Source organism: Faecalibacterium sp. PGM34 (assembly GCF_054456555.1).
In genome coordinates, this window is sequence record NZ_CM136898.1 from 2,384,077 (window position 1) to 2,405,831 (window position 21,755).

The 21,755-nt window shown below is 53.4% G+C and carries 25 protein-coding genes and 1 pseudogene; 1 reads left to right on the forward strand and 25 read right to left on the reverse strand.

Annotated features, from left to right (window positions below):
• Positions 1-458 precede the first annotated feature (458 nt).
• The 3 genes and pseudogenes from ACXPUX_RS11390 to ACXPUX_RS11400 all read right to left on the reverse strand — a co-directional run.
• Positions 459-530: pseudogene (locus tag ACXPUX_RS11390) on the reverse strand (hypothetical protein); the annotation flags it as partial.
• A 690-nt stretch (positions 531-1,220) separates the two neighbouring features.
• Entirely contained in the window at positions 1,221-1,787 is a 567-nt protein-coding gene (locus ACXPUX_RS11395; protein WP_458828390.1) for a 6-pyruvoyl trahydropterin synthase family protein, read from the reverse strand.
• A 63-nt stretch (positions 1,788-1,850) separates the two neighbouring features.
• On the reverse strand, positions 1,851-2,252 hold the full coding sequence (locus ACXPUX_RS11400) for a Fur family transcriptional regulator (protein WP_458828391.1): 402 nt from the start codon (positions 2,250-2,252) through the stop codon (positions 1,851-1,853).
• A gap of 186 nt (positions 2,253-2,438) precedes the next feature.
• Here ACXPUX_RS11400 and ACXPUX_RS11405 point away from each other — a divergent pair, with 186 nt between their 5' ends.
• Positions 2,439-3,899 (forward strand): recombinase family protein, encoded by a 1,461-nt coding sequence (locus ACXPUX_RS11405; RefSeq protein ID WP_458828392.1) that lies wholly within the window; start codon positions 2,439-2,441, stop codon positions 3,897-3,899.
• Between the two features lie 199 nt (positions 3,900-4,098).
• Here the strand turns inward: ACXPUX_RS11405 and ACXPUX_RS11410 are convergent, their stop codons facing one another.
• From ACXPUX_RS11410 to ACXPUX_RS11515, 22 genes are all read right to left on the reverse strand, one after another.
• A complete protein-coding gene (locus ACXPUX_RS11410) occupies positions 4,099-4,431 on the reverse strand; it encodes a hypothetical protein (RefSeq protein WP_458828393.1) in 333 nt (110 codons plus the stop codon).
• A gap of 3 nt (positions 4,432-4,434) precedes the next feature.
• On the reverse strand, positions 4,435-4,839 hold the full coding sequence (locus ACXPUX_RS11415) for a hypothetical protein (protein WP_458828395.1): 405 nt from the start codon (positions 4,837-4,839) through the stop codon (positions 4,435-4,437).
• A 28-nt stretch (positions 4,840-4,867) separates the two neighbouring features.
• Positions 4,868-5,290 (reverse strand): YcbK family protein, encoded by a 423-nt coding sequence (locus ACXPUX_RS11420; protein ID WP_444865871.1) that lies wholly within the window; start codon positions 5,288-5,290, stop codon positions 4,868-4,870.
• Between the two features lie 58 nt (positions 5,291-5,348).
• Entirely contained in the window at positions 5,349-5,522 is a 174-nt protein-coding gene (locus tag ACXPUX_RS11425; RefSeq protein ID WP_458828396.1) for a CD1375 family protein, read from the reverse strand.
• Positions 5,519-5,644, reverse strand: coding sequence for a CD1375 family protein (locus ACXPUX_RS11430; RefSeq protein ID WP_279237200.1), 126 nt, complete (start codon positions 5,642-5,644; stop codon positions 5,519-5,521). The genes ACXPUX_RS11425 and ACXPUX_RS11430 overlap by 4 nt, the downstream gene beginning before the upstream one ends.
• Before the next feature lie 16 nt (positions 5,645-5,660).
• Complete coding sequence (locus ACXPUX_RS11435) at positions 5,661-6,047, reverse strand: hypothetical protein (RefSeq protein ID WP_458828397.1); 387 nt, start codon at positions 6,045-6,047, stop codon at positions 5,661-5,663.
• A complete protein-coding gene (locus tag ACXPUX_RS11440) occupies positions 6,044-7,282 on the reverse strand; it encodes an RNA-dependent RNA polymerase family protein (protein ID WP_458828398.1) in 1,239 nt (412 codons plus the stop codon). Before ACXPUX_RS11440 ends, ACXPUX_RS11435 begins: the two co-directional genes overlap by 4 nt.
• Before the next feature lie 442 nt (positions 7,283-7,724).
• The gene (locus tag ACXPUX_RS11445) at positions 7,725-9,464 is read right to left on the reverse strand and encodes a hypothetical protein (protein WP_458828399.1); all 1,740 of its coding nucleotides are present in this window, start codon (positions 9,462-9,464) and stop codon (positions 7,725-7,727) included.
• A 2-nt stretch (positions 9,465-9,466) separates the two neighbouring features.
• Positions 9,467-9,709, reverse strand: coding sequence for a hypothetical protein (locus tag ACXPUX_RS11450; RefSeq protein ID WP_015538288.1), 243 nt, complete (start codon positions 9,707-9,709; stop codon positions 9,467-9,469).
• Complete coding sequence (locus tag ACXPUX_RS11455; protein WP_458828400.1) at positions 9,697-9,957, reverse strand: hypothetical protein; 261 nt, start codon at positions 9,955-9,957, stop codon at positions 9,697-9,699. The genes ACXPUX_RS11450 and ACXPUX_RS11455 overlap by 13 nt, the downstream gene beginning before the upstream one ends.
• On the reverse strand, positions 9,945-11,273 hold the full coding sequence (locus tag ACXPUX_RS11460) for a radical SAM protein (RefSeq protein ID WP_458828401.1): 1,329 nt from the start codon (positions 11,271-11,273) through the stop codon (positions 9,945-9,947). Before ACXPUX_RS11460 ends, ACXPUX_RS11455 begins: the two co-directional genes overlap by 13 nt.
• Positions 11,254-11,556 (reverse strand): hypothetical protein, encoded by a 303-nt coding sequence (locus ACXPUX_RS11465; protein WP_458828402.1) that lies wholly within the window; start codon positions 11,554-11,556, stop codon positions 11,254-11,256. The genes ACXPUX_RS11460 and ACXPUX_RS11465 overlap by 20 nt, the downstream gene beginning before the upstream one ends.
• 10 nt (positions 11,557-11,566) lie before the next feature.
• Complete coding sequence (locus ACXPUX_RS11470; protein WP_458828403.1) at positions 11,567-12,142, reverse strand: hypothetical protein; 576 nt, start codon at positions 12,140-12,142, stop codon at positions 11,567-11,569.
• Positions 12,143-13,076: 934 nt separating this feature from the next.
• Complete coding sequence (locus ACXPUX_RS11475) at positions 13,077-14,474, reverse strand: hypothetical protein (protein WP_458828404.1); 1,398 nt, start codon at positions 14,472-14,474, stop codon at positions 13,077-13,079.
• A 12-nt stretch (positions 14,475-14,486) separates the two neighbouring features.
• Positions 14,487-15,122: a phage tail protein gene (locus ACXPUX_RS11480; protein WP_458828405.1), complete on the reverse strand. Its 636-nt coding sequence runs from the start codon at positions 15,120-15,122 to the stop codon at positions 14,487-14,489.
• Positions 15,115-16,266: a baseplate J/gp47 family protein gene (locus ACXPUX_RS11485; protein WP_458828406.1), complete on the reverse strand. Its 1,152-nt coding sequence runs from the start codon at positions 16,264-16,266 to the stop codon at positions 15,115-15,117. The genes ACXPUX_RS11480 and ACXPUX_RS11485 overlap by 8 nt, the downstream gene beginning before the upstream one ends.
• Positions 16,259-16,564, reverse strand: a complete 306-nt coding sequence (locus tag ACXPUX_RS11490) for a GPW/gp25 family protein (protein WP_154252029.1) — start codon at positions 16,562-16,564, stop codon at positions 16,259-16,261. The genes ACXPUX_RS11485 and ACXPUX_RS11490 overlap by 8 nt, the downstream gene beginning before the upstream one ends.
• Positions 16,561-16,953: a phage tail protein gene (locus ACXPUX_RS11495; RefSeq protein WP_458828407.1), complete on the reverse strand. Its 393-nt coding sequence runs from the start codon at positions 16,951-16,953 to the stop codon at positions 16,561-16,563. Before ACXPUX_RS11495 ends, ACXPUX_RS11490 begins: the two co-directional genes overlap by 4 nt.
• 18 nt (positions 16,954-16,971) lie before the next feature.
• Positions 16,972-17,619, reverse strand: coding sequence for a hypothetical protein (locus ACXPUX_RS11500; RefSeq protein ID WP_458828408.1), 648 nt, complete (start codon positions 17,617-17,619; stop codon positions 16,972-16,974).
• Positions 17,616-18,845, reverse strand: coding sequence for a phage late control D family protein (locus ACXPUX_RS11505; RefSeq protein WP_458828409.1), 1,230 nt, complete (start codon positions 18,843-18,845; stop codon positions 17,616-17,618). The genes ACXPUX_RS11500 and ACXPUX_RS11505 overlap by 4 nt, the downstream gene beginning before the upstream one ends.
• Entirely contained in the window at positions 18,842-19,045 is a 204-nt protein-coding gene (locus tag ACXPUX_RS11510; protein WP_458828410.1) for a tail protein X, read from the reverse strand. The genes ACXPUX_RS11505 and ACXPUX_RS11510 overlap by 4 nt, the downstream gene beginning before the upstream one ends.
• A gap of 11 nt (positions 19,046-19,056) precedes the next feature.
• Positions 19,057-21,660 carry a phage tail tape measure protein gene (locus ACXPUX_RS11515; RefSeq protein WP_458828411.1) on the reverse strand — a complete coding sequence of 868 codons (2,604 nt, stop codon included), beginning with the start codon at positions 21,658-21,660 and terminating at the stop codon, positions 19,057-19,059.
• Positions 21,661-21,755: the final 95 nt, after the last annotated feature.

Sequence of the window (21,755 nt, forward strand, 5' to 3'; positions counted from 1 at the left end):
AATGTGATCAGCATCCGGTCATCGTACAGGAAAATGGCATTGACAAAAATTTCAATCAACGCTTTCCGCTGCTTTTTCTGCGAAATATCGAACTTTCTAAATTTCATCAGCCAGAACCGGATGAAATCCTCATTGAAGCTGGGCTTCTTCAGTTTTTCATCTGCGATTTTTGCAGTCAGTTCATCTTTTTGGGCTTCCAGCGCTTTCAGACGCTCTTTTGTTGTCCGGGTGTACAAGCCGTCCTCGATAGCCTTCATCAGGTTGTCCAGCTTTTTGTTGACCTCTCGCAGTTGCTTTTCCAGCAGCGGAATCGTGGTGTTCTCCTGATTCTGGACATCCATGACCAATTGAACGATCTTGTCGATTACCGCATCGTCCTGAATCAGCTTCATGGTCTCCCGGACGACCAGATCTTCCAGCCAGTCCTTCTGCACGGTCTTTTTGTTGCAGCCCTTGCGCCATTTGACGTTGGCGCATTTATAATAATAGTAGGTGCGTCCGGTGGCGCTAGTTCCGCTTTCGCCAAACATCAGCGCACCGCATTTGCCGCAGAACAGCTTGGTGGTCAACAGATATTCCTCGTCTGCCTTGCCTCAGTGTTGTCCGGCAAATTAAATGATGTCCCATCCGGCAGATTATTTCGCGCCGATTCTGGATTTCTACAGATGTGTCAGTCACTTTAAAAGTAACTGTTTCTGCGAATTGTTTTCCTGACAGAAAAACCCCCGCAAATTATGCGGGTGCGTATAAAACAGTTTGGGATATGTTCTTCCAACCTAAACTCTACTCAAAATTATCCTATACACTCAGGCATGGGCTTTTTCAAGTACACTTCATAATAATTTCGGTTGGGCATTAGCTTTTCTGTTTCCTCGTCCAAACGCCCTATCGAAATACGGTCACAGGTCGGCTTGCCCCGCTCGTTCCGATAGGCCACCGTCACATAATACACATAAGTCTATCCTGATACCTTTTTGTAAGCGATCCCATGCTTCGGAAGCTCCACCTGTACAGATTTGTCCAGTTCCATATCCATCACTTCCAGCAAAAAAGCAAGCCTTACTTTGCATCTCTCCCAAAATAAGGCTTGCTTCTTGAATATTATGGAGAATAAAGGGTAATTTTTGCAGAATTTTGGTTCCAAAGCTGCTGGTTGAATACAAGCAGAACGCCCGAAGAATTCACAGATTCTTCGGGCGTTCTGCCTTTGCTTATAGAGGTTACTGCTTCTTGTACCCGCACTTCGGGCATATGCCTTTTTCGTTCAGAGCGATACCGCACAGGGGGCAGCGATCCTTCATGCCTTCCGGCTTGTATTCCTGGGATGCAGCATTCACGCCGCTGGTGAAAGTCAGCTTGGCGATATTCAGCTTGTCCTTCAGGAGTTCATAGACGATCTTAATCATGCCCTCGACGGTCATGGTCTCTTTCGTTACGACCAGACGGCACTCAGGGTAAGCGGTGGCAAGCTCGGTCTGGAACGCGGGGCCCTTCATCTTGTTGGTGGGGGCGCCATCCTTGATACCCTGCTCTTCGTAGACCTTCAGGATTGCAGGCAGCAGCGGATCATCTTCCCGCAGAACCAGGGCATGGTCAAAATTCTTCAGTACCTCCCATGCTGTCTTCTGAATTTCGTTGCAGGGGAAGACCATATTCACGCCCGGTTCAACAGTGTCCTCGACTTCGATGGTCAGAACGCCGGTATGTCCATGCAGATACTGGGCCTCTCCTTTGAAACCATAAAAACGGTGTGCGTACTGCAGGTCTAACTTTGTAATGCTTCTCATGATACTCCTCCTTGAAAAATGATTTATAAAAAACGCTCATTCCCGCGTCTTTTCCGAAATTGGCTATTCCTCAGTGTGATCCTTTTTCTTTTTGCATTCCGGGCAGACACCATGAAAAATGATGTCATAACCGGTGAAGTCAAATCCATGGGTATCCCGGATCCCGCTTTCGAGGCCGCCGACAAAATCCATGTCCACATCGAAGACGCGCCCGCATACTTTACATTTTACATGACAGTGGTTGCGACTGATATGGTCGTAACGGTCGGCGCTCCCTGGAATTTGAAGCCGGCGGATTTCGCCCATTTCAGATAACAGATTCAGATTTCGATAGACGGTTGCTTTGCTGATCGTCGGATGCTCCTTGATGATTTCTTCATAAACCTCATCTGCTGTGGCGTGGCAATGCAATTTATTCACTGCCTCCAAGACTAAAGAACGCTGGATAGTATTCCGTCTTGCCATAGCTCTCACCTAATTTATATTAATTCTTTATTGATATAATATATCATTAAAGAGTAAAAGTCAAGAACTTTCTCAAAAGAGTTTTCCCTTCCATAGCTTCCGGTTAGCCCACCGCATCAAAGTCACTAAGGGCGAACTTCTATGCCTCACAAAAAGAAACCGCAAGAGGTAGGCGGTCTGCGTCTTATGGCATACTATCGCTACTCCGGCGGCAGCCATCAAACGGAGCAGTCTATTGAGGGCCAGCGCCGGGACTGCGAGACCTACGCCCGTATCCACGGCATGGTCATTCTGCATGAATATATTGACCGGCATATCTCCGGCAAGACGGACGACCGCCCGGAGTTCCAGCAGATGATTGCCGATGCCGGGAAAGGGATGTTCGACTATGTGATCTGCTGGAAAACAGACCGCATTGCCCGCTCCCGGTATGACAGCATCATCTATAAAAAGAAGCTCCGCGACAACGGCGTGGAGCTGCTCTATGCTGCAGAAGCCAACGTTGAAGGTTCCGGCGGTATCATCGTGGAGGGCTTGATGGAAGCCCTTGCCGAATACTACTCCGCCGAACTGGCCGAGAAGGTGCGGCGCGGTATGCGGGAAAGCGCCTTGAAGGGCAAGGCTATTGGCAGTTCCCGCCCCCTTGGCCTTACCGTGGACAAGGACAAGAAGTATATCATCGACCCTGCCGGGGCTGCCGCTGTGCGGTATATCTTTGAGCAGTACGCCGCCGGGGCTGCGTCCTCTGCTATCGTTGCACACCTGAATGAACAGGGCTTGTGCACCAGCCGGGGCAACCCGTTCAATAAATCCAGCGTGGTGCGCATCATCCAAAACGAGGTGTATCGGGGCGTGTATGTCAGCCCCAAGTTTGACGTGCGCATTGAGGGCGCAGTACCGGCCATTATTGACGACGATCTATGGGAGAGGGCGCAGAAGATGTTTATTCGTAACCGCCAGAGCCGTTCCCCGCGCAATGACCGCGCGGACTACATCCTGTCCGGCAAGCTGTTTTGCGGCGAGTGCGGCACCGCCATGAAGGGCGTGTCTGGTCACAGCAGCAACGGTGAGGTGTACTTCTACTACAGCTGCCCGTGCAAGGACTGCCACCGCCGGAACATCCCGAAGGACGAGCTGGAAGGTCTGGTGATCCGCACCGTCTGTAACGACGTGTTGCAGCCGGACGTAATGGATCGCATTGCAGACAGTGTGATCGAAGCCCAGACCGCCGAACTGAACCAGCCCAACCCGGAGAAGGAAGCATTGCAGCACGAGCTTGCCGACGTGCAGCGCAAGGCAAAGAATCTGCTGGCCGCTTTGGAGAACGGCACCGCCGGGGCTATGCTGACCAACCGCCTTGCCGAACTGGAACAGCAGGCAGACATGCTGTCCTATCAGCTGTCGTCGCTGGAATCTGAACCGAAGTTCCCGGTCTTCTCCAAGGAAGAAGTTCTGACCTGCTGGAATAGTTCCTCATTGCCCCCTCCGAGGAGACCAAGGCATACCGTCGCCGTCTCATCGACACCTTCGTGGCAAGATCGAGGTGAGCAACACGGAACTGACCATCTATTTCAACATCTCCGAAGAAGATTATGGAAAAATGAAAAAAGCTCCCCAGTCGAGCCAGTCCAAAGACTGTTCGACTGAGAAGCAAATGGTCCACCTTTTGCTTCCCCAGTCGAACTTTTCTATTTTTATCCTTCCGACCTATTTTTACATCGCAATTCCCGTTTTTCAGGCGAGAAAGAGCATTTCTGTTGAATCTGTAACCAATTTGTAATATTTGCAGCAACAAAAAATCCCCCGCCAGCTTTCCTTTCGGATTGCCAGCGGGGGATTTTGTCTGTTATTCTTCTGTGTAGCTGTTCTTGATGGGCAGTGCTTTGGCTCGGTTATACAATTCCGTACCCGTTCCGTTCCCTCCCAGCGCATGGTAGCTGTCGTAAAGATAGCCAATATTCGTCAGACCCACCGTGTCAATCCAACCTCTTGCGATGTAGTAATTGCACGATTGGTACAGGCGATCATGAAGGATTGCTTTCAAGCCTTCCTTCATGGCCTTGTTTTCATTCTTCTGTTCCTTGACTTTCTTTGAAAGTCTCCGGTACGCCAGCGTCAGGCCTCCAGCAACAATGCCGAAAACCCATTCCATCCAATACTTGATGATAAATTCCAGCATTGTTTACTCCTTGCGGCTGTTCTTGCCCTCCCCCACGTTACCGAAGTGGGCCACCGTCTGGGTGGTTTCTGCGGATTTCTTTTCCATGTAGTCTTCCAGCTTGTTTTTGGTGACATTGAACACCATCTGCACGATCCAGTCCAGCGTCTTCTCATTGATTGCCCAGTCCAGCCAGTCCGGGGTGTAGCCGCGCAGCACTGCAATAACGTGGGCTTTCTTTTCCGCACCCATGCCGCTGCCGAACTTCTCCTCTGCGTTGACGATCCACTTATAAACCGTCCTTGCCACGAACAGGCCATAGCCCAGACGGACCAGCCCCAGCGCAGCAACTACTGCGCCGACCGCCACAAGAATAGCCGCCAGCCATTCCGGGAAGATCATAAGAAACGATTTCAGAATATCCATCATATTGTTTTCCTCCTACTCTGCCGCTGGATCAGCCCTTCCAGCGGCCCTTCGTGGCGCGAACATCCACATGAACAAAGGCACAGTTTCGCACGCCGGTCTTGATGGGATAGATACCAATGCCACCCTTGTTCGGCATCAGCGTTTCCACATACTCAGCCAGTTTCGTGATAAGAATGCCTTGGATGTAGATGTCGGCTGCCTTTCCGTACTGGTGCTGACTGAATTTTGCACCGCCCACCTTCTTGCTCAGATTGTAGGCGGCAGTTCGGTATGCCGAGTTGATGATTACCGGCTTGCCGAAGTGGTCACGGACCTTCTGCAAAATCTCCACCAGTTCGCTGTCGATAAAGATAGGATCAGACCCATCCTTGCAGCGAAACTCCTTCACCTTAAAATTCTTGGACAGGCTTTTTTCGCCGTCCCGTTCAAGGGAATACACGTTCAGTGCCATACGATCACGCCCTTTCAAATAAAATGGGGCGCGGCTCCCGCCGCACCCCGCCGTTTCCTCAGACCTCAATTTCCAGGTCTTTCAGAATCTGCTTGACCTCATCCCGCAGGATTGCAGGAACCTGATCAATGGTCTTCCTGCCCTTGATGATAAGGGTAGCATAGACAACTGCCATTACGTCCACCTCCTTTTTCAGCAAAATTTTAAGCATCAGCTCACGAAGGACACTCACTTGTTGTCCTCCGCCAGCAGGGCTTTCACCTTTTTCTGCAAGCTCTTGGGCACCTGTGCCAAAGTTTTCTTGCCTTTGCGAATCAGGTCTGCGTAGACCGTTGCCATGTAGTCAGTGCTCATAGTTCACACCCCCTGCTCATTCCGTGGCGGTGCTGGTCACACTCAGCACCTGTTCGTACACATCGCAAAGCGCCATCTGGGTGCTAGTGAGCTGGTCTGTCATGGTGGCGTTCTGGTTTTCCAGCTCCTTCACCCGGTCTTCCAGCTTCTTTTCTTCCGGCACCGGGACGGGTGTAGGCGGCGCATAGTCCCACCATTTGTCAAAGTCCGCCTGAACTTCCTCGGCGGTCAGCACGCCATCCACACGCTGCTGTCGTTCGTCGCAGGCGTAGACGGTATACTTCTTGCCTTCGTCATCGGTCTGTTCCTGCTTTTTGATATCCTTCCGCAGGATCATGTCCGTTTTGCTGCCAACGCGGAACACCTCAACGGTGGCCGGCAGGAAGGGATAAATCTCACTCATGCTGCTTTCCTCCTGTTGTTCTGGATCATCGACCATCGGGCAACGCTCCACCGCGCCGCCTTCATGATCGTTTCGACCTGATATTTTTCTTCAAGGTTTGCGCTATCGCTGTTTGTAAACCATCCGTTGTATGCGGTCAGCTTTGATGCACGCCAATGCGGAACATAGCCTAGCATTGCAAGGTTACGCCCTGCTCGGATCAGCTGCCGCCTGATGCGGCGGAACACGCCTTTGCGGACGATGGTATATGTGCGGCGCACCGCAAATCCCATCATGTCCAGCGCCGGTGTGCGATGTTTGCTGCCCTGCACTCTGGCGGCTTTCACGCGCTTTTCTTCCTCGAAGGATGCAAAGCGCACCTGCTGCCATGCCCGCTTTAACTCTAAGCCCAGCGTAGACTTTACCCAGCGGGTCGCCTTCTTCATCGCTTTCATCAGCTGTGATGCGTGCCCGATGATTACAAAATCATCCGCATAGCAGACGATCTCACGGACAAGCCGTGTCCCCGTGCCGCGCCGGACCTGCTTTAGGGATAGCAGGTATCGGAGAACATAGCTCATAACGTAGTTGAAAGCCCACGTTGAGAAATACCCGCCGATTAACAGCACGCCGTCCGGGTAGTTTTCGGTCACGGCACCGGCATACCAGATCAGCTTTTTGTTCTTTCTGATGTCCCGTTTCAAAAGCGTTATCACGCAGACTATCGTTGTAGACGGATATGCTTTGTGCACATCGCCCTTGACTGCATCCAATTTGCCAAGGATTTTCTTTCGGACGATCCGCTCAATCTGCCGCGTTCCCGCCACCTGTCCTTTGCCCGGGATGCTCCCGAACTGCATCGGCAGCAGCTTTGCATGGAGCAGCGGTTGCAGCGCATGAACAAGGATGTACTCATGTACCTGCTGTTCCGGTGATTCCTGGCAAAGGTCCCGTTCCTTCATCTTGATGCCATCGATCCGCTTGAACTGCCGGACAGGTTTCAGGTCAAGGCATTCGTCCCTGATCTTCTGTGTTTCCTGTTCGGCCACTGCGTCAATGGCATCAACGATCTTTCTGCACTCGTGGTTCTTTCGTTCATGAAACAGCTCCGGTTCAGAGATTTTTCCGGTCTTTGTTAGAACCGTTCTAAAATCCCTGCGCCGGAGTTTTCCGTTTCCAAACGCACAATGTACCGCTGACAGGTTGAAATCGACATCCTCAATGTCAACGTCTTTTGGTTTACAAAATGTTTTCATATAAAAATCATCTGGTTCTTCAACGACTTTCGGGTTCAGGCTTTTGCCCTATGCTACTAGCCGCCAGCAGGTTCCTTGTCCTGCCGCCACGGATGGACCCGCCCTTTCCTGCGGACGCAGCGCCGTGATGCTGGTTTCAAGAAATTTTCGCACATAAGCGCGGAATGCATGATGCAATGATTGATGATTTTTGGTGAACCAGTTGCACGCCAGCGCCGCCGTTCCAGTTCGCGTTACCGACCCAGTTGTTCGAGTTCGCCGCCGCCAAAGACGCATTGCCGCCGTTGTTCAAGTTGCAGCACCGCCAAGCCGCGCGGACACCGGACGCTGCCGGATTGACGTAGAAGCCAGCCTGTGGACACCATGCATCCCAAATCCCGTTATCGTCAAAAGGGGCTGGCTGCCCCTCTTGCCCGGACGATGCCGGGCAATTCACCCCGCTTTACCCAGCAAGGCCAGGCACGCCAGCGCCGCCGTACCAGGACGCGTTACCGACCCAGGAGAGCGAGATCGCCGCCGCCAAAGACGCATTGCCGCCGAGGTCCAAGTCGCAGCACCGCCAAGCCGCGCGGACACCGGACGCTGCCGGAATGACGTAGAAGCCAGCCTTAACGCCGGTGCCGCTGCCCGCACGGGTAGACACGGCAGCAGGCCACAGCACCGCCGGGTCATTGCTGATTGCCGTATCTTCGATATACTGCCATGCGTTGGCTGTGCCTTCCGGGAAGGTCAGCGTCAGGTCTTCCTGCTTCGTGTAGTCAGCAGAGATAGAACCATCGGCCGTCACCTTCGTCTGATCGTGACAGGTGTAGATGTCAAAGGTGTAATTGCCGTCGTCATCCTTTCCCCACTGCCACAGTTCGTCCGCCACGATCAGGTATGCGCCGTTCTGGAACTCCGTCTTCTGGATCAAGCCAGGTTCCTTGCCGTTGGTGTAGTTGGTGCGGGAGCCATCGTTGCCGCGTACGCTGTCGTTATAACCGCTGCCATAAGGCATAGTGGACAGCATCGTCTGCCCCTTGACCACATTCCAGGTATCGCCGGTATCAACGTAGACTGCTTTGTAGCCCGTTCCGTCCACGTTGATGTCTTCAATGCGGGTAATGCGGGCTTCGGTCTGGATGTCATGCAGGGTGGCATCGTTACGGTCGGTCGTGCTCTTCGTGTGGGTGCCAATGGCAACGTAGGAATCAATAAGCAGGTTTGCGGCCTGCTCGGTCGTCACCGGGAAGTAGTTCACTCCCTCTGCATCAATGGCGGCAGTGTACTGGTAGTTGTAGGAAGTGCAGCCCTCAATGGTGCCGCTGTTGCCCTTGCGTGCATACTTCAGCTGGATCATGCGCTCCTGCCATTTCAGCAGGTTGCCGGATGCACCGGCGTACTGGCTTCCGCGAGCACGCCACAGCTGCACCAGCTGGGTGTGGCTCTTGTAGTTCACCGGTGCCAAACCCGTGTGACCGCCGATCCGACCATCATCCTGCATACCGGCGAAATACTTCGGGTTTGCAATGTACGGATATGTCTTTCCGGTGCGGTCGGTTCCCTGCGGCCACTGCTCGTAACCGCCGGACGGGTGGCAGCGCATACGCAGGATGCGGTAGCCGCCCTCGTTGCGCTCACGCACATAGGTATTCTTCTGCAACACCCAGACCAGATGATTGGTGCTGCGCACAAAGTCGTCATCGTCGATGTACTGACAAGCGTAGATCGTGTGGCTGCCGTCCTCGTTCTTTTCTGCCGCCACTTCCACGCACCAGAACTGCGGCAGACCGGCAAAATCATCCTTGCCGGATTCTGCGGCGGTGGACGGGGTGCAGGACAGGCCCACGCTGTCGTCGGTCAGCTCACCGATTGCGGTGTTGGATGTTCTGAATAGCGGGAACTTTACGCCATGCACGCGGCTGTCGTCCAGCACATTGCCGAACCAACGTTCCAGCATCCGGTTATAGGTGCTGGTGTTCGGATTCCAGTTCGCCGTCCACCAGTCTACGAACAGCACGTTCATTTCCCGTGCCGTGGTCACTTTCTGAGCCAGCGCGTTATAGTACCGGTCGATGGTATCTTCATTGCCGGTTGCCAGAACGGCGGTACGGCCATCGCCCGCCGCCGCCATGGTGGTACCGGACACCGCAGCAAAAATCTGCTGCAAGGATTCATCGGATGCCATGTGAGTTCTTGCCATGTTTAGTCCTCCTGTCCATCATCAAAGGTCAAGCGACCGGCTTCGTCATAAAAGAAGTACGGAAGCCCTTCCAGTTTTTCCAGTCTTTTTCCGGTGGCTGCCGCATCGGCGGCAGAGCCTTCCTTTTTCAGTGTCTTATCCGGCAGTAGTTCCTTTGCCCAGTTCGGCACGTCTTCGTCGATCAGCTTATAGGTGGTGCCGTCAATGACAAGGTAGGTCGCTCTTACGATTTTTACGTTTGCCATTCCGTCTTACCTCCCAGAGAGAGCGTCACCACACCGCGCCCATCGTCCGAAGCGGTCAGCTTCAAGGCGTTCAGGTTCGCTTTGATGCCCGGCACCTGCAAGGTTTCGCCCACCACTTTTGCGATCTGTGCCGGGGTGGCGCGGTAGAGATCATTCTTTCCGTCTGCTCGTTTCCGAACCACGATCACATAATCTGCACTTGCAAACGTTTCTGCCAGGGCTTTGTCTGCCAGACTTACCATGCCCATTTCTCTGCCGCCTCCTTCTCAATGGCTTTCAGCTCTGCGGCTTCATCCTCACCGATCAGACGCGCCACTTCCTCGTAGGGAAGATTTACCTTCTTCGGTGCGGTATCACCTAGAGCTATGCTGCGCATATTGCAGTACCAGCACACAGCCAGTACACGCGCCTTGTGAACTTTGCAGATTCCGGTATACCTACGGTTTGCAGTTCCGAACATTTCATAGTTCAAACCACTGCACCAGCCGCACCCGGAAGATACCGGGCACTGGATGCACTCTTCCGTGGACTGTGATTTCATGGTGATTGCATCCAGTTCTTCCTTTACCTGCCGCTGCTGATCCGTGGCATACAGACCGCCCTCCTGCACATTGCCCAGACATACCCGATCCGCCTTCTCTTTGCCAATAGAGATAGGCGCATACCTGATGCAGGGATATGCGGACCCGTCCGGGGCAAAACTCAGCATTGAGCCGGTTCCGCCGCAGAAGTTTCGGTCGTTCTGTTCTGCATCGCCGATCTGTTCATCCAGCATGGCAATCGCCACGTCCCAGCCGTTCTTGATAACGTACTGCGAAACCTCTTTCAGCTGTTTATACAGTGCCTTGCCGTCCTCGTCCGTGTACATCGGTTCGTAGGCGCAGTTCCCGGCAATGTGCCTGCACCCGGCATCCAGCATCATTTTCATACTGGATGCAATGTACTGGATGGAGCCGGGCACGAAGGTCATTTTGCTGTTGAGCCAGCCATACTTCCGCTTGCCGTCCTGGAATGCTGACCACGCAGTAGAAAAGCTGCCGTTTCCGTCTTCATCGATGCGGTATCTGTCGTGCAGCTCTTGCACGCCATCAATGGACACCGTAACGGACATGAGATCGTGATACTTTTCCAGCAGGTGTTGCGCCGCCGGGGAGAACCACAGTCGGCCATTCGTGGCAAAAGAAATGCGCGTGAACGGTCCCAGCGGGATTTCCCTCCGGTAGCACTCCGAAAACCAGTAGTCGCAGATATGCTCGATCAGTTCAGCTTCCAGCAGCGGTTCCCCGCCGATGAAGTCCAGGATCAGGGCTTTGGTGCCCCGGTTCACAAAATCGGATGTGCTATCCTCGTACAGATTCAGGATGTAGTCCACGATTTTCTTTCCGGTTTCCAGCGTCATTTTCTCGGTAGACTTGTGGTGCTCATAGCAGTATGAACACCGCAGATTGCAGGCGTTTGTGATCTGGAACGTGATGTTTCGGCAGATGCTTCCACACTCCTGTCTGTCTCTGCCATATAAGCGCTGGACGGTATTCCCGTAGTCCTCATACTTTTTCGTTCTCAACGGGGTGTACCTCCTCCCGCTCAAAGTCGAAGTGCACGATCAGGTTCGTGTTTTCTTCCGGGTCGATGTACCGCTCCAACACCTTGTCCTGCACCATCTTCAGCTTCATCTGCGCTTTCCGGCACAGTCCTGCGTAGTAGTGCAGCATATCAGCGATCATCGTATTTGCGCCAGCGTTCAGCTGGCGGGATAGAATCTCCATCAGCGCTTCGTAGGACTGCGCTTCGTAGTATGCACGTTCCACTGCTTCACTTTCCTGTGTGGTGATCTTGATATTATTCATGCCGTACTCCTTACTGTGCATCCCGTTTCGGCAGCTTGTCCGCCGCCTGACGGTATCTTGCACGGACCCGATTCATCTTGACCATGGCCGAAACCATATCGTGCATATCTTCTGTTTCGCTCAACCGCAGCAGTTCGATCAACACAACAAGCAGGTGCCACATAGAGAAAAACTCCACATCGTCTTTGCATTCATACTGAGCCGCCTTGATGAACGGTGCAGGATCACACTCACCTCTTCGGACAGGGTGTGCCGCAAAGTTGAACGTCCGGGCTGCCAGACCAAAGCCCATCAGGTAAACCCGGTCTTCGTCCGCGTCTTCGCCGCAGGCTGTCACTACAGACTGTGCAACTGTGATGCAGTATGCGCACCACACATCGAACTTATCTTCCGTGTTCACCATGAACATACCGGCACATCCGATGCACCAGAAAACTTTCTCCATGCCGGGCGGAGTATCAGCAAGAAGTCCCTGCCAGTCCTCCGGGTTGACCGTTTCGTGGGTCTGGATTTTCAGCATCGGAAGATTTTTGGTATACGCCTTTTCGCTTCTTGCGTCGTTGTTCGGTTCAAATGCCACGTCCATTTTGTTCTCCCTTTCTCGTTACCACAGGAATCCAGAGCAAGATGTACAGCCGCCAGAACAGCTTCCAGAGCATCCATCGCAACTACTATCACAGTTGCTTGTGCAGGTTGCTCCGCAATGTGAATTGCAGTCGCCTTCGCAGCTGTCAGAACAGCCGCTTTTACAGTTTGCAAAGCAGCCATTTCCTCTGCAACTGTCCTGGCAGCTGGACGCACAGTAGGAATCGCACCTATCGTTGCACCGTCCCGTACAATCATCCGCGCAGGTAGCATCACAGCTACCGGAACAGCCGCCAGAGCAGCCGTCACAGCCGCCTTTGCATCCTCCCTTGCAGCCCGTCTTGCAGCCATTGGTGCAGTCATTTGCACAGCTTGCCGTGCAGGTCGTGTTGCAGGTATTTGTGCAGTTTCCCAAACAGGTGTTGCTGCACGACCCCTGACAAGTTCCCCTGCAAGTAGCCGTGCAGTCATTCGCACAATTTGCCCTGCAAGTTCCTGCACACCCTCCGCCACAGCTGCCGGTGCAGCTGGTACAGGACGTGTTGCAGCCATTGGAGCAAAGCCCCGTGCATTTCCCGCTGCACCCGGTCGCCGTTGCAGTTTCCGGGATATTGCTCAGTGTGCTTACCGTTGCCGCCGCTTGCGCAAGCCCCGATGCTGCAACTTTGTCTCCCCGCGCCGGTGTCGTTGCACCGCCCTGAACGGCATCCACCAGACGGGTGATTTTCTGGATGTGTTCTGCGTCCACGCTCACGCCATCCGCCGGGGTCACATTGTACTGGTACGCCGCTCCCCTATATGCCGCCATGCTGCCAACGGACTGTCCCTGTGCGGTGCCTTCTGTCTTGCCGCGCCGACCGATCTCTGCGTCTATCAGGCTTTTCAGGGCGAGAAAATCTTCGTCGGAAATAAACTGTCCTCTCTCCGGCATTCTCTCACCCCCTCACCCGGACACGAATGCGGCGTTCATCCGTCCGGTCGTCGCCTTCCACCGCATAGCCGACAATGCATTCTGCCGGAGCAAACTCCCCTGCGCAAGCCGCCCGGCCAATGCCCGGCGTACCCGAAGGCAAAATTAAATCCCCGGTCTTCACTCTGCCGGTCACGCGCACTCTAACGCGCCCTGCAAGGGAAACGGGGATATACTTTTCTATGTTAGCTTTGAAGTTGTCGTCTTTCTCGTCCGGCGTATCGCCGCCGATCAGATATGCATATTCGTCCGTGTGCACGCCCACAACGCGATCCATCTTTCCAACCGCCTTGATATACCGTTCTGTCTGACTGCTCACATCCAGCGCAATGATGTCGCCCGGCTTGGTATCGCACCCGCGGGGAAACCATTCGGCGTAGTCGTTGTAAACCGCGCCATACACTTTGCGGAAGTTCGCCGTGCCATCGCTGCCGACGTAATAACTGTTGTCGGTGCCAAAGTATGTAGACTGCTGGAACCGCACCGCACCCGTAAAGGTGCCGCCAGACGTTGGCATTGCGCCCAGATTCACCAGCGCCTGTGTTGCAGTCTGTGCGCCGGTTCCTCCGCGAGAAATAGGGAACGTTCCGCTGGTCACATCATCCGCGTTGTGCTTGTGGTCCTTTGCTGCGGCTGAAATATCCGCAGCGGAAATGTTGTGCGGGTTCTTTGCCGAAAGGTGTGCGATGAAGGCAGCGATTGCCGTGCGGATTTTCCGCAGGATGTTTCCCAGCTTTTCGCCGGAAGCGATATTCTGCACATCGTAGGAGCCATCCGTCTTCGTAATGTAGTCATTTGAGAACACCGGCTGTTGGTTCGTCGGGGTGACATTGGGCACATTGCCCAAACCAACCTGCTCTGCCGTAACATGGTGCGGATTGTTGTGGTCATCGATGTGGTTTTTCAGGTCTTGCTTACTGGCATAGCCGGAATACTCGCCCAGCGTTGCCGTCACCTGCTCTGCATCACCAACCGCAACTACCATGTGGAAGGTTTCCTGTACCGTCATGTCGCCACTCTCCGGCGGCACAACGGCGGCTTCGTTTCCTGCATTGGCATACGCATACAGGATTTCTCCATCGTTCGGGTCGTTGGCGAAGATACCAATTTCCCGGGCAATCAGCTTTGATTTCAGACCGCTGTTCGTGTAGGTGGATTCCAGCACGGCGCAGTTTGCGGACAGCTCAATGCTGTTGATCTGCATATTGGCTACCAGATGCACAAGATTTTTCAGGTCACGCGGTTTTTCCGGCGCAACACCATCGCCCAGCGCAAATTTCGTGAAATTGATTGCGGTGCCATTCAGAGCTTTCACGATCAAAGCTCTGCCCGCATTGGTCAGGATCAAACTTGGAAAAAACATCGTTTCCCCCTTTTAATCTGTCAGGATGTTCCCGTCTGCATCCAGAAGGGCGTTTTCGTCTGCATCTACAAGCCAGCTGAATACGCTCTCTCCGTCTGCCGTCACGCCAGACCACTTGCCCACAGTGACCGACGCAAAGCCGAAGAACAGCTTGTGCATTTCCTCCGTGGAAAGCTGCAACATATCTAGGTGGGCGCTGGCCCTCTTTACATGGCTGAGGATGTCCAGCATTTCCTCAATATCGATGGGGCCTTCTGCCTTAATCTTGATTCGGAAGCAGCCCGGCGTTCCGTCATACTCGAACCATTCTCGCACAGTCGCGTCACCGTACAGGTCACGCATCATATCTTCCACAGCTGCTTTTGTTCCCACCGTCATATAATAAGGTAGGGACGCTTTCACAAGCCGTCGTTTTGTTTCGATGTCGTAGTCTTGCCGGTAGCGCGGCGCACGGAATTGAACTGCCAGAATGTCCATCAGTTCATCCGATGCATGTTCAATGCCCGTGTAGATTTTCGCATTGTCGGTAAAATCCAAAATCAGAATTGCCAGCTCATGCCATGCATCCGATATCGACTTTACCCATTGCTGGTCTGCAACGCTTTTCGGCAACAGGTCGGTCAGCTTTGCATTGCGAAGATCAGTCATCTTCCAGTCCTCCGTACACCACATTGCAGGTTGTCAGCTTCGGAATCTCAGCGCTGCCCACCACAACGTCAGTTGGCGCGGTGATCTTCACCTTCTTTGCCCCGGCATTCTTGATTTGTGCAATCAGTTCCGCCGGGTCAATGTCCCTGCCCATGGTGCGCTGCCACACCTTGTAGACTTCAACCGCTTCGTTCACTGCGTTCTGCACAGTAACGGCGATCTTGGATTTACTGCGGGCAATGGTATAGGTCACGTCAATGCTGTACTCAACCTCGGTCGGGGCTTTGCAGTTCACATAGTCCGTCATGGGTCTGCGTGCATCATTGCGCAGATTTTCTTCCATGCTGTCGCAATCACTTTTGCTCGGCAGCGTTCCATCCTGCAACGTAAAATAAATGTCCACCACGCAGGGCGACGGGCTTTGTACGGAAACGTCCTTCACGTCGTTTCGCCATGCCTTAGCGAAATACTCATAAGCGTCCGGTGGACCAGCACAGGAATATGTAGAGGGCACCAGGTAGGTTCTCTCCGTCAGCGAATCGTCGCTTTCAATATCCGTACCACCGCTGCTGGACGTAACGTTTACCGCCGATGCAACATAGGGGATGGGGTCCACCAGCTGATTGATTTGCCCTTCCTCAATGCCGGACGACGCCGCGCCTTCTTCTGCCGCTTCTGCTTCTACGTCCACATACTGCGAACCTGGCGTGATTTCCGCGTAGTCCATCGTGGCAAAATAAATGCCGTCCTGTGTTCTAACGCGGGTCTGCGCCGGAATGCCTACGGCGCCGGGCTGTTTTGCATCAGCCAGAGTAAACCGGATCGTCACCTTCGCCTTTTCAGCAGGGCGACGGGTCAGGCCATAGTTTCCAGCCAGGTCGTCTAGATCGTCGTGGGCGGAGTATTTCAGCAGCATTCGTTTCGGGCCAGCGTCAACGTATTGCAGGATTTGATATCCAAGCAGCGTCATAGCTTTCAGCACCAGTGCCGGGACACTCGCGGGATAAATAACCGGTGTCTGCCCGGTCGCGCCCTGCATGGATTGGCTGAATCCGTTCTTTGTCAGTTCTTCAACCTCCTTCATGGTCAGGTTGTCGATAAAACTGATATCCGGCAGGTCTTTAAGCTGGGCAATTTCAGACACTTCGCAGCACCACCTTTGGAATCAATACCCCCTGCCCCACCTTCGACGTGTCCCACTCAATGCGGACCACTTCAACGCGGGGTTCGTACTTCTTTGTTTTTCGGACGATTTCTGCCGCCAGTAGCGCTTTTGCAACGCTGGTCGGCTTGTCCACGGCATCCAGCGAAATGCCGAAGTCCCGGTCAAGACCCTGTTCCCCGGCTCGTGCGGAGTACAGTACTTTCAGGCATTCGCAGATATCCTCTGCATCTTCCATGCCGGAGGATGCAAGCTGAATTTTTGCTTCTCCTAAAGTCATGCGTATTCCTCAAATGATAAATCGATTTTGCAGCGGACAAGCCGTCCACCTGAAGCAACGCAGTCCCATGCGTCGGACGCATCCGTCAGCTTAAACAGGCACATTCCCACAGGGTCGCTGCCGATAATTAGATAGTCCACCGTGCCTTCCTCCGCCATCCGCTGGATGTTCGCCAGCATTTCACGCGGCTTCACACCGTACTGTGCGTCCAGCGTGACCGTAAACTTGTACGCCTTCAACTTCTGGCCGGTCAGCTCGCTTTTCGGTTTTCCGTTGATTGTGTTGTGGTTCGCCCAATCGCTGCCCGTACTGCCTTGGATATCCTGCATCGTGAATACCTTGTTGCTGTCTACCGAAAACACAAGGCCTCCAAAACATCCAACCTGCATACTGTGCCCTCCTACGATTTACGTCGGCTTTACTGTATCGCCCGTGCCTGCGGTATGGAGCGGCAGCGTATACTTGTGCGTGTGGTTTACCATACTGATTCCGCTGATTACCGCATCGCCACCGCCGCCTTTGATGTTGACTGTTCCGCCGTCAATGGTGATGGTGGGTGCATTCATACTGATTTGAGAACCGCCCACGATCTGAACGGTGCCGCCCTGGATCGTGACGGTGCAGCTTCCCACTTTCACGGTCAGCTTTCCTTTCACTTCCAGTTCAGCATTTCCTTCAACGGTTTCCGTTTTGTTCTTCTTGGTTTCCGACTTCGTGTCGCCCTCATTGTGGAAGGTGGCTTTCTTTCCGTCATAGCGGAAATAGCACTTCCCGGGTTTGTCATCGAAGTCCTGTCTGTAAAGGTTTTGGGCACCCTCCGGGGGATTTTCATTTTCGCCCCAGGTGGTGCCCAAAACTACGCCTTCTTCTTCTCCGTTGGAGTTATGCGCCACCACAACGGTGTCTCCGACTTTCGGCATTTTGTACCCAGCATTCGCCAGCATCGGGATCATGTCCGTCACACTGTCTTCCCGGTCTTCGTATGTAACTTCCATACAGCCTGTTTTGTAGTTAATGTTTGATACTTTGCCAAACCGTATTGAATCTGCCATCATGTGACGCTCCTAACGTCTTTCGCATCGACCCAGCCGGTCACGTTCTTTCCAACAGGCGTCTTGCCGCAACGGGAAGCAAGGTTCGTGATCCTATACCTTCCCGCCACAGCCACGCCGTCGTAGAGGTAATACTTTCCGCTTACCGTCCGTACCGGCTTTTTGTCAACGCTGGTGTAGTAAAGTGGTGCGTTTTGCAACGTCACCGCTTTACCGTTACTTTCACTTTCTTCCAGAGCAGAAACCCAGCTGCATTCAAGCGTCTGTTCAAGCCCGCTTCGGCTATACTCCAACGTCACCTTGTCGATGAAGTATTTGCCGGACAGTTTACCATAGCCCGTAACGTTGACATTCTGGCTCTCGCACAGCTCGATCTGGGCCAGCGCCAGCTTGAACTTGATCTTGGTTGAACCATGGTTCGCATTGTCCAGTGCTGCTTGCAGGCGACGCTCTGCGTCGGCCTGACTGGACGCATACTTGGATATGCGTTTCGTCCTTCCACTCTTTCCGATCTCCGCTCGGATTTTTATTTTCTTTTTCTGGTTTGAATACTCCCATATACCGTGCGTATAGGTTCCGTCAAACCCATCGTTAAAATTGAATGACCCCGGCACAATGTCCGTCCGATCTATGGTCGCTGCCACCTTCTTTTTCTTGTAGGCTTCGCGGTCATAAATCCACAGCTTCTTTGAGTACGCTTTCAGAATCAGGCCATAGTCTTTGCATAGATCATCAAGGAAGGAACTGTCTGTTGCCTTCTGTTCTCGCTTTACGATTTCTGCGTCCTTTCCGTCAAACCCCAGTTCAAGCGAGTACCGCCCGGCAATCGTCTGGGCGATTTTCTGAATGCTGGTGTTCTTCCAGATAAATTCCCGGTCTTCTTCTGAAAAGCTTGTGTCATTCGGCTTTGATGTGGCACTTATGGTCATTGTGCAGGGTGCATCGCTGTAGTTGATATTGTCCACAGTCATAACGCCGCCGTTCATCTGCCCTTCCTGTCCCTCCTCAGGCCAGTCATGGGTAAAGATTGTGCCGTCAAGCGTGGTACCTTTTGTGGGCATCCACTCGTTCAGCCATTTGTCTGCCATTGCATTGATAGTGATGTTCAGGCTGTCGCTGCTGTCTGCCGCGTTCCCCTCGTGGGAGATACTTTCAATATCAGCTTTGATATCAGACGTGATGTCTTTCTCTTTGTAAATCAGTTTGACGCTTGCCCTTCTCGGTTTCATTCGTTCTCCTTCCAGGGCGGCAGGCTTCCGCTCTGCTCCTCGGTCAGCTCCGGCACCTTCAGGACAACCCCAGAATCAAAACAAAACGTCATGATTTGTTCCGGGTTTGCCTGCATCAGGATATCAGCACAGTATTCATCGCCGTAAACTTTTTTGGCGATCTTGTCAAACGTATCGCCGCTTACAGTTGTGTATGCCACGCTTCATCACCTCACGCCGGTTTATACGCTGTCCTGCGGTGTTTCTGGAAATACTGATCCATGAATTGCTCGAACAGGGCAAACAGTTCCTTCGTCTTGCGGGCTGCTTCTTCCTGCGATACATCACTAGAGAACGTGATGTTCGGCGAGAACACGATCTGCGGCATACTGCCGTCATTGTCCTGCACGCCCAGCATTTGTCCTGCCATGCGCCAGATATCAATGTTCTGCTGCCGTACACCGCGCTGGAAGGAAATAACTGCTTCGGTTCCAGCTTCACCCGCAATAGACGGTCCGTTGGTAAAGCCGCCCTGTGCAAACTGCGGCATGGCAACTTCGGACAAGTTAAAGCCGAAAGTTTTTCCCGCGAACACCGGCGACCAATCCGGCACCGTAAAACTTATCATGTTTAGTGCGCCGATGATTCCATTGACGACCTTGATCGTCACGGAAACAATGCTCTGGATCAGACTGATAATTCCCATGATGACCGGTTCCACGATGGGCAGCAGCGTTTGCACGATGCCGACCACGACTTTCACCGCATTCACCAGTGTTGTGCCGACCAACGACACCACCGATGCCAGCAGCGGAATCAGTGCAGGAAGTGCCTGCGTCGTCATGAAGTTAAAGACTTCCAGAATCAGCGGTTTCAGGCAGTTTACGCCCAAGTCTACCAGCTGACCTACAATGCCAGCCACCGACTGGATCAGCGGGATGAAAACGCCGAAAGCATTCCCCGCGCCTTCGCCGAAGGTCTGTGTGATAAGATCCTTGATTCCAGCCAGTCCTTCCGGCGAGAAAGCCTGCTGGATCGTAGTGCCAACATTCTGGATTGCGCCAACGAAGCCATCAAATACAGCCACGCCCTGTTCGCCGAAGGCGCTCTGCACCAGCCCCCGGATATCGCCCAGATGGTCGCCCAGAATACTTACCAGCGCGATAACGGTGCCGATTGCTGTTGTAAACTGGCCCATTGGACTTAGAAAAATCTTCCCTGCCAGTTGAAGCGGTTTTGTTGCCACGTTTAGCATCCCAAGTGAATTGAGACCGCCTTTTCCGAAAACCGAACTTAGCCCTGCGCCCGCAACTTTCAGCAGACTGCCCGAATTGTTAATTTCATTCCACATGGATTTTTTTGCATTTCCGGGAATGTTTTTAACATTATGCGCCCATCCAAAGAGTGGCAGCGACTTTATAAGCCCAGGATTTGCACGAATATCCTTCACGCTATCCAGAACAGACCCGCCAAAGCTCGTTGCCTTTCCAAGCAGCTTTGATCCGCCGCCTTTTGTCTTTCCAATGATAGACGGCAAGATTCCAGCCAGTCCCTTCATACCTGTTTCAATTTTTGGAGCAGCGATCATGCCGCCCCATGCGGCAGCCACCGCCGAAGCGACACCCGCCACCTGCGGCCCATTTTGGGACAGGTACTTGAACAGTGCTTCAATTTTCGGCATGATTTTGTCGATGCCTGACAGCACCGTGTCCATCAGGCTGTCGATTTTTGGCATGGCGTCCGATAAAAAATCTTTCGCGTAGGGCAACAGTTTCATGCCGACCTGCTGTGCAAAGACAGATACCTTGTTGGAAGCAATGCCGAACATATCATTCCAGTTGTCAATGCTAGCCACGAATGCCCGGTCTGTCGCTCCGTCCACGTTCTGCAACTCGGAAAGTTTCTGCTCATACACATCCATGGTGTTCAGAATGCCTTGTGCTGCTTTCAGGTCGCGCATGGAGAACAGCGCCGCGAACTTCGTCGCATCGCCGCCTGCATACTGGCCCAACTTCTTGATCGTTCCTCCCAAGCCTTCCTGCTGTACCATCGCGTATGCTGACTTGTAGCCTAGTTTTTCAACCGCTGCTGACAGCGCTTTGGATGGTTTCAGCATCTTTGTGTACAGGGTATTCAGTGCGGTGCCCGCGGTATCGGTATTGCCGATAACGCCGGTCAGCGTTGCAAATCCAGCATACAGTTCTTCCTGTGAAATGTGCAGGGCGGCGGCAGAACCAGACGCTTTCTGGATGCCGTTTGCCAGTTCCGGCATGGTCGTTTGTCCAAGGCGGATTGTTTCAAAGGACAGGTCGGAAACGTGGGTGACAGCCTGCGCAGAGGTGTCTCCGTATGCCTTCGTGACAGCGGCCAGCGCATTCACCGCGTCTACGGTTTCCGCCTGGCCTGCAATTGCCGCCTTCGTTGCGGTTTCCAGGATGCTTGCCGTGTCGGCCGTATCCTGGAATGCCGAAATAACCTGATAAGAGCCAGCTGCAATCTCCGTAGATGCACGACCAGTTTCACGGGAAATGCGCATCACATCCTGCGTCAGCTCCGCCGTGCGGGCTTTGGTTTCGTCCACCGTTCCGGTCAACAGGGTTCTGGTCTGTGCCATTGCCTGTTCCAGATCAGCTGCCTGCTTTCCGCAGGCGACAGCCACGCCCGCAACGGCAGTTGTGACTCCGACCAGTGCGGCGGCGGACGTTTTCGCAAACGTGCTGATTCCCCGCGCCAGGTCGGATGTCTGCTTCTGTGCGGACTTGATTGCCGCCGTCAGCGAGTTATCGACTTTACCGGCAATGCGGATGCTAAGTTCTAGTGCGTTGCTTTTCGCCATTGCTCTTGCATCTCCTGTATATCCTTGCAGGTTTCAAGAAATTCTGTCACCGGCATTTCCAGGAAGAAATCCATCCCAGTGTGTGTTGCCCCGGC